Genomic DNA, 13752 nt, shown 5'->3' with positions numbered 1-13752 from the left:
AGGAACAAAAAAACCCGACGCCTGGGCGCGGGCTTTTGATATATGCCCGCTATTTTAATGTGAAAACGCCAATGAATAAACCCCAAGTACCTGATTTTCTGCAAAACATCCGCGTAGTGCTGGCCCGCCCCAACCATCCGGGCAACATCGGCTCGGCCGCGCGCGCGATGAAAACCATGGGATTGAGCCGGCTGTACCTGGTTGAACCGAAAGCGTTTCCCAGCGACGAAGCGACCACGCTGGCCTCCGGCGCAGCCGATCTGCTGGAACGCGCCGTCGTGGTCGGCACGCTGTCGGAAGCGCTGGCCGACGTCACCGTCGCCTGCGCGCTGACCAGCCGCCGCCGCGAACTGACCACGCCGCTGGCGACGCCGCGCCAGACCGCGCCGGAACTGATCGCCCGCGCCCGCGACGGCGAACAGGTGGCCCTGGTGTTCGGCAATGAGACCTTCGGCCTGTCGATAGAGGAAGTGGAGCAGTGCAACCGGCTGCTGACGATACCCGGCAATCCGGACTACTTCTCGCTGAACCTGGCGATGGCGGTGCAGGTGATGACCTACGAGTTGTTCAGCCATACCGGCGTCGACGTCGAATACCTGCGCCCCGACGGCGAGGCCGCCACCCAGGGCGAGGTCGAGGGCATGTGCGGCCACCTGGGACAGGCGATGGACGACATCGGCTACCTCCAGCGCCGCAACGGCGAGCGGCTGATGCGGCGGATGCGCACCTTGTTCAACCGCGCCGGACTGTTGCGCGAGGAGATCGACATCTTGCGCGGCTTCTTCAAGCAGGTTCAGCGCGCCGCCGACGGCAGCCTGAAACGGGATGGCGACTGAAACCGTCCCCGACCTGCCCTGCGCGCACCCTGCGGTGCGCGATCTCGCCTTTCTGCTGACCTCCCCCTCCCCTTGGCATTGCGGCGACGAGCTGCCGGCGTGGCGGCTCCTGGGCGAGGACGGCCCGGCGCGCTTAAGCCGGCTGGCGCGGGACCCGGCCCCGCTGCTGGCCTGGCTCGCCGACGGCGACGGCAAGCGGCTATTAATCCGGCAGTAATAATCCGTACAGATTGTATACTTCCGGCATGGAAAAAATCGATGTGCGCAAGCTTGAACTGGCCGCCCGTGAGCAGCTGAGGCGTACCGCTATCCGGATGTACAAGCGAGGCCGGTCTCAAGCCAGTATTGCCGAAGAACTCGGGCTGCGCCGCCCCACCATTTCCGCCTGGGTGGTGCGTGAGGCAGCACTAGGTGCGCAGGGATTCAAAGAACAGAAGCGCGGTCGCGCCGAAGGCACCGGCCGTCGGCTGACCGAGGCGCAGGAAGCCCGGATCAAGCAGGACATCGTGGATCGCACGCCAGACCAGATGAAGCTGAGGTTTGCCCTGTGGAGTGCTCAGGCGGTCAAGGCTGTAATCAAGCAGATGTTTCTGATCGATCTGCCGATCCGTACTGTCCGTCTGTACTTGGCCCGCTGGGGCTTTACGCCGCAGCGCCCGCTCAAACGCGCTTATGAGCAGCGACCGGCAGCAGTCGAGAAATGGCTCAAGGAGGAATACCCGGCTATCGTCGCGCGTGCCAAAGCGGAAATGGCTGAAATCAGCTGGGGCGACGAATCGGCGGTGTCGAGTGTTGAGCACTTTCCGCGTGGCTACGCCCCAAAAGGCCAAACCCCAGTTCTGGTGTTATCCCAATCGAAAAGAGCGCGCATCAACTTGATTTCGGCCATTACCAACCAAGGCAAGATGCGCTTCATGCTGTACCGGGAGACCTTGACGGCCCGGGTGCTGATCAAGTTTCTGATGCGGCTGATCCGTGATGCTGGCGGCAAGAAGGTGTTCTTGATCCTCGACAACTTGCGCGTGCATCACAGCAAGCTGGTGCAAGCATGGTTGGAGGAGGAAGAGAACAAGAAGGCGATTGAGTTGTTCTTCCTGCCCAGCTACTCACCGGAACTGAACCCGGATGAATACTTGAACGGCGACCTGAAGGCCAGAATGAGCGCAGGTGAGCCGGTTCGATCAGACGGTCAACTTCAAGGGAAAGTGCTGTCCCATTTACGCTCATTGCAGAAGCAGCCGGCCAGAATCCGGTCGTACTTCCGGCATGAAAAAATCCGCTACGCGGCATGAGCTTTCTGTACGGTATTTGACTGCCGGATTAATAGGTCGATATGCTGAACGACTTTTCTATTTCTGGTTCCGCCACGCGCCGCACATCCGCGTCGCCGCGGAAAACCTGATTGTCATCGACAGCGGGCGCCGCACGGTGGGCGAGTTCGACTTCCTGCTGTGGCTGGACGGCGAGCCGTGGCACCTGGAGACCGCCAGCAAATTCTATCTGCAATTGGGCGACGGAGCCGACTCGCTGGTCGGTCCCGGCCTTCGCGACGCCTGGCGGTTGAAAGCGACCAAACTTGCCACACAATTGCGTCTGAGCCGCCATCCGGACGCCGCCGCGCGGCTGCCGGACGGTTTCGCCGACTGCCATGCCGGCGCCCGGCTGACCGGCTGGCTGTTCTTTCCAGCGGATCACGCCTTGCCGCCGCCGCTGGCGCCGGACGCCTTGCGCGGCTGGCACGCGCCGCTGGCCGAGACATGGCCCCGGCGCCGCGACGACTCGCGCTGGGCCTGGCTGCCGCGGCTGTCCTGGCTGGCCCCGGCGTGGCTGGAGCGGGCCGACACGCTGGACGAGGCGGCGCTGCGCGAGCGGCTGCTGGCCTGCCCGTCGCCGCAATTGGTGGCCGAGTTGCAGCCGGACGGCGACGGCCGCTGGCGGGAGGCCGCCCGCGGCTTCGTCACGCCGCCCGGGTGGCCCGATCCGCAGCGGCTGGCCGCACTGCGCGCCCTGATCGCCGGCCAGGCCGGTTGAAGACATGAAAAAAGGCAGGCCCATGGCCTGCCTTGCTCGATGCGGCGCCCGCCGGGCTCAATGGCCGCTGGCGTGCAGGCAACCGGAAATCAGGTCCTTCAGATCCTGCACCCGCACCAGCTGGATGTGCTTGTGGTCGACGGTGATCCAGCCCTGCTGCTGGAATTTCGACAGCGTGCGGCTGACCGTTTCCAGTTTCAGGCCAAGGAAGCTGCCGATTTCCTCGCGGCTCATCCGCAGGATGAAGTCGTTGGCGGCGAAGCCCCGGGTGGACAGCCGCTGCGACAGATTCAGCAGGAAGGCGGCGATGCGCTCCTCCGCCTTCATATTGCCAAGCAACAGCATCACGTTCTGGTCGCGGACGATCTCTCGGCTCATCAGCCGGTAGAAATGGTGCTGCAGGCTGGGAATGTCGCGGCTCAGCATCTCCATCCGGCTGAACGGCAGCTCGCACACCTCGCTGTCCTCCAGCGCGATCGCGTCGCAGCTGTGGCTGCTGGTGGAAATGCCGTCCAGCCCCATCAGCTCGCCCGACATCAAAAAGCCGGTGACCTGCTCGCGACCGTCCTGGCTGGCGACCGAGGTCTTGAAAAAGCCGGTGCGCACCGCGTACAGCGATTTGAACCCCTCGCCGCTGCGGAACAGGTACTCGCCGCGCTTCAGGCGGCGGCTCTGGCGGATCACCGTGTCCAGCTGGCTCATTTCCTCGCGGTTGAGTCCGACCGGCAGGCATAGCTCGCGCAGACTGCAGCTGGAGCAGGAGATTTTCAGTGAATGCAGGGAAGTTTGATTTTGTTCAGACATGCTGTGTTTGCCGCAAGCCGTCGAAGCTTGACCCTTGTCAATACGGAATTCGCAGGTTTTCCGCAAATTTACCAGTCCACCAGAAGTTTTACCATCCGAATACGACATGAAAACCACCCGTCCATTTTCTCCCGCCCATTTCGAGTTCGATCGGGAACTGATCGAACGCCTCGAAGGATCGGGACCAAGATACACGTCCTACCCGACCGCGGACCGCTTCACGCCGGGCTTTTCCGCTGACAATTACCAGCACAGTCTGCGCCAGCGCCGGATCGGAGCCAATCGCAAACCTTTATCATTGTACGCTCATATACCGTTTTGCAACACAATTTGTTATTACTGTGGCTGCAACAAGATCATCACCAAAAACAAGAGCCTAGCCGATCGCTACCTCGACTATCTGGAGCGGGAAATCCGCCTGACGGCCGAGGCGCTGGGCTGCCGCGAAAAGGTGATACAGCTGCATTTCGGCGGCGGCACGCCGACTTTCCTGTCCGACGTCCAGCTCGAGCGCCTGATGGGCATGCTGCAGGACAACTTCACGTTCCTGAGCGACGGAGAATATTCCATCGAGATCGATCCGCGCAAGGTTAAGCGTGAAACAATGTTCAAGCTGGCAGAATATGGCTTCAACCGGATCAGCGTCGGCGTGCAGGACTTCAATCCCGAAGTGCAGCGGGCGGTCAACCGCATCCAGAGCGAGGCCGAGACCCGCGCGGTGATCGAGGCCGGCCGCGAGGCCGGCATGAAATCGGTCAGCCTGGACCTGATCTACGGCCTGCCGCTGCAGAGCCGCGACTCGATGCGGCAGACGCTGGACGCCGCGATCGCGCTCGATCCCGACCGGCTGGCGCTGTACAACTACGCCCACCTGCCATCGGTCTTCATGCCGCAGCGGCGCATCGTCGAGGCCGAGCTGCCGTCATCGGCGGTCAAGCTGGACATCCTGCAGGACGCGGTGCGGACGCTGACCGACGCCGGCTACGTCTTCATCGGCATGGACCATTTCGCCAAGCCGGACGACGAATTGGCGGTCGCCCTGCGCCAGGGCCGGCTGCAACGCAATTTCCAGGGCTACTCGACCCACGCCGACTGCGACATGCTGGGCTTCGGCGTCTCGGCCATCGGCAAGGTCGGCTCCTGTTACAGCCAGAACGACAAGACGCTGGACGATTATTACGCCGCGCTGGACCAGGGCCGGCTGCCGGTGGCGCGCGGACTGGAGCTGGACAACGACGACGTGCTGCGCCGAACCGTCATCCAGGGCCTGATGTGCCGCTTCTCGCTGTCGGTGGAGGCGATAGAAGAGGTGCACGGCATCAATTTCGCCCAGTATTTTGCGGCGGAAATGCCACAGATTCGCGATTTCCAACAGCAAGGCCTGCTGTCCTTCGACGGCGACTTCCTGATGGTGGAGCCGAAAGGCCGCTTCCTGATCCGCAATATCGCGATGATTTTCGACCGCCACCTGCGCGAGCGCCAGACCCAGGCGCGCTATTCCCGAACCATCTGACCATCCCCTCCGGGCGCCGACGGCGCCCGGCTCCCGGCTCGAACGGCCAGTCCCGCCGCTTGTAACTGATGCGCCTGCTCAAAATCTTTTCGCGAGCAGCCCGCCCGGGCCGCTGCCGGTAGAGACTTTGAACAGGCTCTATACAGTAAAGGAGCTGCATCCCCGTTTCCTCGCCGTTCGCCCCCCCGCCGCCGCGCCACGACCGGTCCGCGGAAGGAGTTAGCCATGTCCACCCCCATCGTCCGGCTGATGCAGCGCCTCAGCTACCCGAAGCGCTTCGCCGTGATCGGCCTGGTCTTCGCCGTCGCCCTGCTCTACCTGGTGTACGGCCTGTATCGCAGCAACCAGGACAATATCGAGTCCACCGCCAAGGAGAGGGTGGGGGTCGCCTATATGCAGCCGCTGACCGCGGTGCTGGCGCAGGCCCAGCAGGGACAGGAGCTGTCGGTGCGCGCGGCGCTCGGCGACGCCCAGGCCAACAGCGAGCTGCCGTCGGCCGTTCAGCGATTGCAGGAGCGGTGGCAGGCGCTGCAGGACGTCAACGGCCGGCTCGGCGCCGAGTTGGCCAGCGACGCCGCCTGGAAGGACGCCGCCGCGGCCTGGAACAAGCTGAAAGCCGTCCAGTCCGCCCAGCCTTCGCAATGGATAGCCGCCTACGGCACTCTCAGCGACAAGCTGAACAATCTGATCGGCGCCGTCAGCGACAACTCCAACCTGACGCTGGATCCCGACATCGACACCTATTACCTGATGGACGCCGCCACCGCCAAGCTGACCACGCTGATCAGCCATCTGGGCGAGGCCAACGCCGTCGCCGCGCAGGCCGAAGCCAACCATGCGCTCGATCCCGCCCAGCGCGACCGCCTGGTGGAGCTGCGGCCGCTGATCGCCGAAGTCAACGACGGCCTGGCCGGCGACATCGCCAAGGCCGTCGCCTACAACGCCGGACTGAAAGCGGACATGTCGTCGCAGGGCGACCGGCTGGCGGCGCTGCTGAAAAGCCAGTTGCCGGCGATAGACGACGCCGTCGGCGGCAAGACCGGCGCCGGCGGGCTGAAAGTGGCCGGACACAGCGCCGACGCCGCCCAGGTGGTCTCCGCCTATATCGCCGGCGGCCTGGCGCGGCTGGACCAACTGCTGCAGGAGCGGATAGACCGCACCGCCAGCCAGCGCAACAGCTATATCGCCATCGGCGTCGCGGCGATGCTGCTGGCCATCTTCCTGTTCCACCAGCTCTACCTGTCGATCACGCTGCAGTTGGGCGGCGAGCCCGGCTATGTGCAGCAAGTGGTGGAACAGCTGGCGGCGGGCAGGCTGGACACCCGCATCCACCTGCGCGAGCGCGACGAGCTCAGCCTGCTGGCGGCGATCCGCCAGATGCGCAATCAGCTGCGCGAAACGGTGACCCAGATGCTGGAAACCTCGGGCGAGGTCAAGCGGGCGGCCGACGCGATGGCGCACAGCGCGCAAAGCATCACCGCCGGCAGCGCCCAGCAGAGCGAGGCGGCCGCCAGCATGGCCGCGGCGATAGAAGAGCTGAGCACCAGCCTGTCCGAGTGCGCGACGCAGTCGGAACAGGTCGACAAGCTGTCCACCGACGCCGCCAGCCGCTCGTCGGACGGCAACCGGGTCATCGCCGCCACCGCCAGCAGCATGGACGGCATCGTTCGCGACGTGTCCTCGGTGTCCGACACCATCAGCGACCTCGGCCGGCAGTCGGAGTCCATCGCCGGCATCGTCGACGTGATACGCGACGTCGCCGAACAGACCAATCTGTTGGCGCTGAACGCGGCCATCGAGGCGGCGCGCGCCGGCGAGATGGGCCGCGGCTTCGCCGTCGTCGCCGACGAAGTGCGCAAGCTGGCCGAACGCACCGCGCTGTCGACCACCGAGATCAGCGACATCGTCAGTCAGATCCAGAACACCGCGCAAAAGGGCAACGACAGCATGCAACAAGGCATGAAGTCCATCATGGACGGCCAGCAACGCGCCCGCGAGGCCGGCTCAAGCATGGACAACATCCGCCATTGCGTCGACGACGTGCTGGACAGCATCCACCGGATCACCTCGTCGCTGCGCGAGCAGAGCAGCGCCAGCCATACGCTGGCGCAGAGCGTCGAGCAGGTGTCGCGGATGTCCGAGCAGAACAGCCTGGCGGTCAGAGACAGCGCGAAAACGGCCGGCGAGCTGCAGGCGATCTCGCAACGGCTGGTGGGCCTGGCCGGACGCTTCACCGTCTAAGAGCCTGTTTACGATCTTTTTCCGCGCCCTGCATCCGGCAGAAAACCGCCGATGCCGCAAAAAGATCGTAAACAGGCTCTAAGAAGCTGTTCAAACAAAAAACCCGCCGAAAACGGCGGGCTTCTTCGTCATGGCAGGCTAGAAAACGGGCTCACCAAACGCCCTTCTCCACCTTGGCGGCCAGTTCCGGATACTGGTCGGCCTTGAACACCGGCGCGGCGACGCCGGCCTTCAACTGGCGCTGGTAATCGCCGAGCACGGTGAAGAAGTAGCGCGACAGCAGCACGATGGCCACCAGGTTGATCAGCGCCATCAGGCCCATCGCCAGATCGGCCATGTCCCACACCAGCGGCAGGCTGGCCAGCGCGCCGAACAGCACCATCGCCAGCACCACCAGGCGGAAAGCCAGCAGCGCGCGCCTATTGCTGCGGATGAACTCGACATTGCCCTCGGCGTAGGCGTAATTGCCCAGAATGGACGAAAACGCGAACAGGAACATCGCCACCGCCAGGAAGGACACGCCTATCGGGCCGAACTGCGACTCGACGGCCTTCTGCGTCAGCGCCACGCCGCTGAGGCCCTGGTCGTGCACGCCGGACAGCAGGATGATGGCGGCGGTCGCGGTGCACACCACCATGGTGTCGATGAAGACGCCGAACATCTGGATCGCGCCCTGGCTGGCCGGATGTTTCGAAGTGGCGGTGGCGGCGGCGTTCGGCGCCGAGCCCATGCCGGCCTCGTTGGAGAACAGGCCGCGCTTGATGCCCAGCATCATCGCCTGGCTGACCGCGTAGCCGGCCACGCCGCCGGCCGCCTGCTCCAGGCCCAGCGCGCTCTTGACAATCAACACCACCAGGCCCGGCAGTTCGGCCGCGTGGATGGCCAGCACGTAGAAGGCCATCAGCAGATAGATCAGCGCCATCACCGGCACCAGCCACTCGGCCACGCGCGCCACCGAGCGCACGCCGCCGAAGATCACCGGCGCGGTCAACAGCACCAGGCCGATGCCCACCGCGTAGCGGTTCCAACCCCAGGCGCCTTCCGTCGCGGCGACGATGGAGTTGGCCTGCACCGCGTTGAACACCAGGCCGAAGGCCAGGATCAGGCACAGCGCGAACACCACGCCCAACCAGCGCAGGCCCAGGCCCTTCTGGATGTAGTAGGCGGGGCCGCCGCGGAAAGTGTCGTCGTGGTGGCTGGTCTTGAACAGTTGAGCCAGCGTCGACTCGACGAAGGCGCTGGACATGCCGAGCAAGGCGGTCAGCCACATCCAGAACACCGCGCCGGGGCCGCCGGCCGCGATGGCGATGGCGACGCCGGCGATATTGCCGGTGCCGACCCGGCTGGCCAGCCCGGTGGCGAAGGCCTGGAACGGCGAGATGTCGTTCTTGCTGACATGGCCGCCGCGGCCGCCCACCATTTCGCGCCAGCCGCGCGAGAACAGCCGCAGCTGCAACAGGCCGGAACGCAGCGAGAAATACAGGCCCACCGCCAGCAGCAGGGCGATCAACACCTTGCCCCACAGCACGTCGTTGACGGCATTGATCAAAGAATGAAACAGCTCCATGGTACTCCTTACCTTGCTGAGCGTCGGCATCGGTCCGCCGCCAGGCGGACCCTGCTCCCGGTCTGCGCCGGGTATGCGCCAAACGCCGGACACGCGCCCGCCGGGCAAGCCTGTCTGGCCGAATGGCTGGTATGAAATGGGAGAGCGCCGGCGGAAAGCCGGCCCGCGTTTCGCGTGGAATGCGAAATCAGATCGAATCTACAAAGGAAAGCCGGCACTGGCAATCGGATAAAAGTGAATGAAATGAAAACAGACCGTCACATGAATAATAGTCTGTTTACAAATCATTGTGCCGCCGCTACGCGGTGCTAAGCTGGGAATCGACGCAGACGGAGCGGCAAGGCAAATGAAAGCGATCGGCTATTGGCTGGCGATGTTGTGGGCCGCGGCCTGCCTGGCGGCGGAAAATCCGCCGTGGCGGCTGGTCGCCGACGCCAGTTTCGAGCCGTACAGCTATCTCGCCGACGATGGCCGCACGCCGCAGGGCCTGGATGTTGAATTGGTGCAAGCGGTGATGCGCGAGGCCGGCGCGCCGTTCCGCATCGGCCTGTTGCCTTGGGAGCGGGTCAAGCTGCTGCTGGCGCAGAAGGACGCCGACGCCGGCTTCGTCTTCACCGGCACCGCCGAGCGCCGCGCCCAGTACGAACTGGTCGGCCCGCTGCGCAAGGGACAGACGGTGTTCATCACGCTCAGGCAGAGCGCGCTGCAAGGCTGGCGCAGCCTCGACGACCTGAAGCCCTACATGATAGGCCAGGTGCACGGCTACGCCTACGACACCGATTTCGACCAGGCTGATCTGCAGCGCGACCTGCACGCCAGCTCGCCGCGCCAGCTGGTGGCGATGCTGCTGGCGCGCCGTGTCGACATCATCGTCGGCGACAAGGTGCAGCTGCTGTACTTCATCCAGCAACAACAGGCCGGCGGCCTGGTGCGGGTGCTGGCGCGGCCGCTGGTGGAAATGCCGCGCTACGTCGCCTTCGCCAAGGGCGATCCGCGCGCGCGGCAGTTCGAGACGGCGCTGAGGCGGCTGCAGCAGAACGGCGGCCTGCAGGCCGTCTTCCAGCGCTGGCCTCAATGATGGAGCCGAGAGCCTGTTTACGATCTTTTTGCGGTATCGGCGGTTTTCTGCCGGCCAGCAGGCTCTTACCGCGCCGGCAGCAAATCCAGCCGGTCGGTGCACAGGCTGTCCACGCCCCAGTCCAGCAGCCGGCGGGCATCGGCCGCGTCGTTGACGGTGTAGCACAACAGCTGGTAGCCGGCGGCCTTGATCGCGCGCGCCAGCGGCTCGGTCAGGGTCTTGTGGTCGCAATGCAGCGCGACGCAGTCCAGCTCCTCCAGGATCGCGCGCCAGTCGGCCGGAATCTCCTCGCACAGAAAGGCGCGCGGCAGCGCCGGCTCGGCAGCCTTGGCCGCGCGCAAGGCGTCAATCTCGAACGAGGACAGCAGCGGCGGCACCGCCGCGCCGGCCCACAGCTTCGCGGCCTCCTGCGCCACCAGCCGGCCGGTTTCTTCTTCCCGGCGGGGACAAGGCTTGATCTCTAGATTCAGCGACATGCCTTGCGCCAGGCAGTAAGCGGCCACATTGGCCAGCGTCGGCAGCGCTTCGCCGGCGAAGGCGGCGCCCTTCCACGCGCCGGCGTCGAGCCGCGACAGCTCGGCCATGAACATGCCGGCGGCCAGGCCCTTGCCGTTGCAGGTGCGGTCCACGGTGTCGTCGTGCAGCAGGAAGCAGACATTGTCGGCCGACAGCTTGACGTCGCACTCCGCCGCGCGATAGCCGTGGCGCACGCCCTCGCGGAAGCCGGCGATGGTGTTTTCCGGCGCCAGCGTGCCCCCGCCGCGGTGGGCGACGACCTCAGGATACGGCCAGCGGCGCTTGCTCTGCTGCGACATATGCGATTCTCCGTTGGGTTTCAGCGTCAAACAGGTGCAGCGACTCGGCGCGCACCGTCACTTCCAGCCAGCTGCCCGGCTCGGGCCTGTGGCCGTGGGCCAGCCGGATCACGACGCGCTGCCCGGCCGCCAGGCCGTAGGCGTAGTTGTCGGCGCCCAGCATTTCCACATTGTCGACGCGCATGTCCAGCGCCTGGCCGGGCTCGCCGCCGACGCGCAGATGCTCGGGACGGATGCCGGCCTTGAGCTTGCGGCCTGCCAACGCCGCGTCCGGCCGCGGCAGCGCCAGCGACGCGCCGTCGCCCAACAGCAGCCGCTCGCCGCGCGCGTCCGCCTCCGCGTCGAACAAATTCATCCCCGGCGAGCCCATGAAGGCGGCGACGAAGGTCGAGGCCGGCCGGTCGTAGATCTCGTCCGGCGCGCCTATCTGCTCGATATGGCCCTTGTTCAGCACGATGACGCGGTCGGCCAGCGTCATCGCCTCCACCTGGTCGTGGGTGACGTAGAGGCTGGTCGTGGCCAGCCGACGGTGCAATTGCTGGATCTCCAGCCGCATCTGGCCGCGCAGCTTGGCGTCCAGATTGGACAACGGTTCATCGAACAGGAAGACCGCCGGCTCGCGCACGATGGCGCGGCCCATCGCCACCCGCTGGCGCTGGCCGCCGGACAACTCGCGCGGCTTGCGCTCCAGCAGCTGCTCCAATTCCAGCACCGCCGCCACCTTGCGCACCCGCTCGGCGATGTCGGCCTTCTTCAGGCCGCGGAGCTTCAGCGCGTAGCCCATATTGTCCGCCACCGTCATATGCGGGTACAGCGCGTAGTTCTGGAACACCATCGCGATGTCGCGGTCCTTGGGCTCCAGCTGGTTGACCAGACGCTCGCCGATGCGGATCTCGCCCTCTTCTATGCTTTCCAGCCCGGCGACCATGCGCAGCAGCGTCGACTTGCCGCAGCCGGACGGACCGACGATGACGACGAACTCGCCGTCGGCGATGTCCAGCGAAATATCTTCCAACACCCGGCGCTCGGCGCCCGGATAGCGCTTGCGCACCTGGTTCAGCTTCAATGTTGCCATCTGGCAGCCTTTCTCATTTTTCGTTGTCGACCAGACCCTTGACGAACCAGCGCTGCATGCCGATCACCACCGCCAGCGGCGGCAGCAGGGTCAGCAGCGCCGACGCCATCACCAGATGCCATTGCACCGCGCCCTCGCCCAGCATGCCCTTGATCGCGATCACCGAGGTGGACATCGCCGGATCGTGGGTGACCAACAGCGGCCACAGATACTGGTTCCAGCCATAGATGAAGGTGATGACGAACAAGGCCGCGATATTGGTGCGCGACAAGGGCAGCACCACATCGATCATGAAGCGGATCGGCCCCGCGCCGTCCACCCGCGCCGCCTCCATCAATTCCTTGGGCAGCGTCATGAAGAACTGCCGCAGCAGGAAGGTGGCGGTGGCGGATGCGATCAAGGGCAGCGTCAAGCCGGTGTAGCTGTTGATCAGCCCCATCTGGGTGACCACTTCCACCGTCGGGAAGATGCGCACCTCCACCGGCAGCATCAGCGTGGCGAAGATCAGCGCGAAGCCGGTCTTGCGCAAGGGAAAGCGGAAATAGACGATGGCGTAGGCCGACAGGAAGGAAATCACGATCTTGCCGACGGCGATCAGCATCGCCATCGCAAAACTGTTCCACAGGGTCCGCGCCAATGGCACGGCCAGGCCGCCGGTTCCGCTCCACAGCACGGTGGAGAGGTTGGCCCACAGCTGACTGCCGGGCAGCAGCGACAGCGGCACCCGCGTCACCTGCTCGGCATCCTGGCTGGCGGCGGCCAACATCAGGTACAAGGGAAAGGCGACCACCAGCATGCCCGCGATCAACATCGCGTGGCAGAACAGGTCCAGCCCTTTGCGGTTCTCCACCATCAGTACTGCACCTTTCTTTCCACGTAACGGAACTGGATCAGCGTCAACAGGCCGACCACCGCCATCAGCACCACCGACTGCGCGGCCGAACTGCCGAGATCCAGGCCCTTGAAGCCTTCCAGATACACCTTCAGTATCATCGTCTCGGTGGACTTGCCCGGCCCGCCGCCGGTGGCGGCGTCGATCACTGCGAAGGTGTCGAAGAAGGCGTACACCAGGTTGACCACCAGCAGAAAGAAGCTGGTCGGCGACAGCAACGGAAACACCAGGTCGCGGAAGCGGCGCACCGGGCCGGCGCCGTCTATCGCCGCCGCCTCGATCAGCGACGCCGGTATCGCCTGCAGGCCGGCGTAGAAGAACAGGAAGTTGTAGCTGATCTGCTTCCAGGCCGAGGCCAGCACCACCAACAGCAGCGCCTGGCCGCCGTTGAGCGCGTGGTTCCACTCGTAACCGGCCTCGCGCAGCAAATAGCTGACCCAGCCCAGGCTGGGGTTGAACAGGAACAGCCACAATACCGCCACCACCGACGGCGCGATCGCGTACGGCGCGATCAGCACCGTCTGGTAGACGCGCCGGCCGCGGACGATCTGGTTGGCCATCACCGCCAGGATCAGCGCGCTGCCGGTGCCCAGCAGCGTCACCAAGGCGCTGAACAGCAATGTGGTCTGTATCGTGCCCAGGTACAACGGGTCATGGAAGAGCTGGCTGAAATTGGCCAGGCCGACGAACTGGCTGTCCAGGCCGAACGGGTCCTGTTGCAGCACCGACTGCCACAGAGCCTCTCCGGCCGGCCACAGGAAGAAGATCAAGGTGATCGCCAGCTGCGGCGCCATCAGCGCGAAACCCAGCCAGCGATTGGAAAAATGAATGCGATTCTGCATGCGTGCGTTCCAGCGACAAAAACGGGCGGTCTGACGACACGCCCGTTTCCGGATAGCG

At 65.0% G+C, this 13752-nt stretch carries 13 protein-coding genes; 7 read left to right on the top strand and 6 right to left on the bottom strand.

All coding sequences use genetic code 11. From position 1 onward, the window contains the following. Nucleotides 1–71 precede the first annotated feature (71 nt). The 4 genes from CXB49_RS03180 to CXB49_RS03165 are packed head-to-tail and all read left to right on the top strand — an operon-like array spanning nucleotide 72 to nucleotide 2867. Complete coding sequence (locus CXB49_RS03180) at nucleotides 72–836, top strand: RNA methyltransferase (protein ID WP_101707054.1); 765 nt, start codon at nucleotides 72–74, stop codon at nucleotides 834–836. Next, nucleotides 826–1053, top strand: a complete 228-nt coding sequence (locus tag CXB49_RS03175) for a hypothetical protein (RefSeq protein ID WP_101707053.1) — start codon at nucleotides 826–828, stop codon at nucleotides 1051–1053. Before CXB49_RS03180 ends, CXB49_RS03175 begins: the two co-directional genes overlap by 11 nt. Before the next feature lie 28 nt (nucleotides 1054–1081). Then, a complete protein-coding gene (locus CXB49_RS03170) occupies nucleotides 1082–2128 on the top strand; it encodes an IS630 family transposase (RefSeq protein WP_101706528.1) in 1047 nt (348 codons plus the stop codon). Beyond that, on the top strand, nucleotides 2103–2867 hold the full coding sequence (locus CXB49_RS03165) for a DUF1853 family protein (protein ID WP_101707052.1): 765 nt from the start codon (nucleotides 2103–2105) through the stop codon (nucleotides 2865–2867). Before CXB49_RS03170 ends, CXB49_RS03165 begins: the two co-directional genes overlap by 26 nt. A 57-nt stretch (nucleotides 2868–2924) precedes the next feature. Here CXB49_RS03165 and fnr read toward each other — a convergent pair whose 3' ends face one another. Continuing rightward, on the bottom strand, nucleotides 2925–3671 hold the full coding sequence (gene fnr, locus CXB49_RS03160; RefSeq protein WP_101707051.1) for a fumarate/nitrate reduction transcriptional regulator Fnr: 747 nt from the start codon (nucleotides 3669–3671) through the stop codon (nucleotides 2925–2927). A gap of 106 nt (nucleotides 3672–3777) precedes the next feature. Here fnr and hemN point away from each other — a divergent pair, with 106 nt between their 5' ends. Both hemN and CXB49_RS03150 read left to right on the top strand, forming a co-directional pair. Further along, nucleotides 3778–5184 carry an oxygen-independent coproporphyrinogen III oxidase gene (hemN, locus tag CXB49_RS03155; RefSeq protein WP_101707050.1) on the top strand — a complete coding sequence of 469 codons (1407 nt, stop codon included), beginning with the start codon at nucleotides 3778–3780 and terminating at the stop codon, nucleotides 5182–5184. Nucleotides 5185–5409: 225 nt separating this feature from the next. Continuing rightward, nucleotides 5410–7425, top strand: a complete 2016-nt coding sequence (locus CXB49_RS03150) for a methyl-accepting chemotaxis protein (protein WP_101707049.1) — start codon at nucleotides 5410–5412, stop codon at nucleotides 7423–7425. A gap of 151 nt (nucleotides 7426–7576) precedes the next feature. Here CXB49_RS03150 and CXB49_RS03145 read toward each other — a convergent pair whose 3' ends face one another. Continuing rightward, complete coding sequence (locus CXB49_RS03145) at nucleotides 7577–8992, bottom strand: sodium:alanine symporter family protein (protein WP_101707048.1); 1416 nt, start codon at nucleotides 8990–8992, stop codon at nucleotides 7577–7579. Between the two features lie 346 nt (nucleotides 8993–9338). Here CXB49_RS03145 and CXB49_RS03140 point away from each other — a divergent pair, with 346 nt between their 5' ends. Then, nucleotides 9339–10070 carry an ABC transporter substrate-binding protein gene (locus CXB49_RS03140; RefSeq protein WP_101707047.1) on the top strand — a complete coding sequence of 244 codons (732 nt, stop codon included), beginning with the start codon at nucleotides 9339–9341 and terminating at the stop codon, nucleotides 10068–10070. Nucleotides 10071–10135: 65 nt separating this feature from the next. Here the strand turns inward: CXB49_RS03140 and ugpQ are convergent, their stop codons facing one another. Genes ugpQ through ugpA form a run of 4 tightly spaced genes read right to left on the bottom strand, consistent with a single transcriptional unit; the run spans nucleotide 10136 to nucleotide 13694 of the window. Beyond that, a complete protein-coding gene (gene ugpQ, locus CXB49_RS03135) occupies nucleotides 10136–10885 on the bottom strand; it encodes a glycerophosphodiester phosphodiesterase (RefSeq protein WP_101707046.1) in 750 nt (249 codons plus the stop codon). Continuing rightward, on the bottom strand, nucleotides 10848–11960 hold the full coding sequence (locus CXB49_RS03130; protein WP_101707045.1) for a sn-glycerol-3-phosphate import ATP-binding protein UgpC: 1113 nt from the start codon (nucleotides 11958–11960) through the stop codon (nucleotides 10848–10850). Before CXB49_RS03130 ends, ugpQ begins: the two co-directional genes overlap by 38 nt. Before the next feature lie 13 nt (nucleotides 11961–11973). Further along, nucleotides 11974–12813 (bottom strand): sn-glycerol-3-phosphate ABC transporter permease UgpE, encoded by an 840-nt coding sequence (ugpE, locus tag CXB49_RS03125; protein ID WP_101707044.1) that lies wholly within the window; start codon nucleotides 12811–12813, stop codon nucleotides 11974–11976. Beyond that, nucleotides 12813–13694 carry a sn-glycerol-3-phosphate ABC transporter permease UgpA gene (gene ugpA, locus CXB49_RS03120; protein WP_101707043.1) on the bottom strand — a complete coding sequence of 294 codons (882 nt, stop codon included), beginning with the start codon at nucleotides 13692–13694 and terminating at the stop codon, nucleotides 12813–12815. Before ugpA ends, ugpE begins: the two co-directional genes overlap by 1 nt. Between the last annotated feature and the right edge of the window lie 58 nt (nucleotides 13695–13752).

Origin of the sequence: Chromobacterium sp. ATCC 53434, from assembly GCF_002848345.1 — a bacterium.
Lineage (GTDB): Bacteria > Pseudomonadota > Gammaproteobacteria > Burkholderiales > Chromobacteriaceae > Chromobacterium.
This window is presented reverse-complemented; position numbering and strand designations above follow the sequence as displayed.

What these genes read in the sequence shown, in the direction of transcription:
- ugpE (WP_101707044.1), bottom strand. Translation starts at nt 12,813, where the DNA reads ATGGTGGAGAACCGCAAAGGGCTGGACCTGTTCTGCCACGCGATGTTG.
- CXB49_RS03180 (WP_101707054.1), top strand. Translation starts at nt 72, where the DNA reads ATGAATAAACCCCAAGTACCTGATTTTCTGCAAAACATCCGCGTAGTG.
- hemN (WP_101707050.1), top strand. Translation starts at nt 3,778, where the DNA reads ATGAAAACCACCCGTCCATTTTCTCCCGCCCATTTCGAGTTCGATCGG.
- ugpA (WP_101707043.1), bottom strand. Translation starts at nt 13,694, where the DNA reads ATGCAGAATCGCATTCATTTTTCCAATCGCTGGCTGGGTTTCGCGCTG.
- CXB49_RS03145 (WP_101707048.1), bottom strand. Translation starts at nt 8,992, where the DNA reads ATGGAGCTGTTTCATTCTTTGATCAATGCCGTCAACGACGTGCTGTGG.
- CXB49_RS03140 (WP_101707047.1), top strand. Translation starts at nt 9,339, where the DNA reads ATGAAAGCGATCGGCTATTGGCTGGCGATGTTGTGGGCCGCGGCCTGC.
- CXB49_RS03130 (WP_101707045.1), bottom strand. Translation starts at nt 11,960, where the DNA reads ATGGCAACATTGAAGCTGAACCAGGTGCGCAAGCGCTATCCGGGCGCC.
- CXB49_RS03175 (WP_101707053.1), top strand. Translation starts at nt 826, where the DNA reads ATGGCGACTGAAACCGTCCCCGACCTGCCCTGCGCGCACCCTGCGGTG.
- ugpQ (WP_101707046.1), bottom strand. Translation starts at nt 10,885, where the DNA reads ATGTCGCAGCAGAGCAAGCGCCGCTGGCCGTATCCTGAGGTCGTCGCC.
- CXB49_RS03170 (WP_101706528.1), top strand. Translation starts at nt 1,082, where the DNA reads ATGGAAAAAATCGATGTGCGCAAGCTTGAACTGGCCGCCCGTGAGCAG.
- fnr (WP_101707051.1), bottom strand. Translation starts at nt 3,671, where the DNA reads ATGTCTGAACAAAATCAAACTTCCCTGCATTCACTGAAAATCTCCTGC.
- CXB49_RS03165 (WP_101707052.1), top strand. Translation starts at nt 2,103, where the DNA reads ATGAAAAAATCCGCTACGCGGCATGAGCTTTCTGTACGGTATTTGACT.
- CXB49_RS03150 (WP_101707049.1), top strand. Translation starts at nt 5,410, where the DNA reads ATGTCCACCCCCATCGTCCGGCTGATGCAGCGCCTCAGCTACCCGAAG.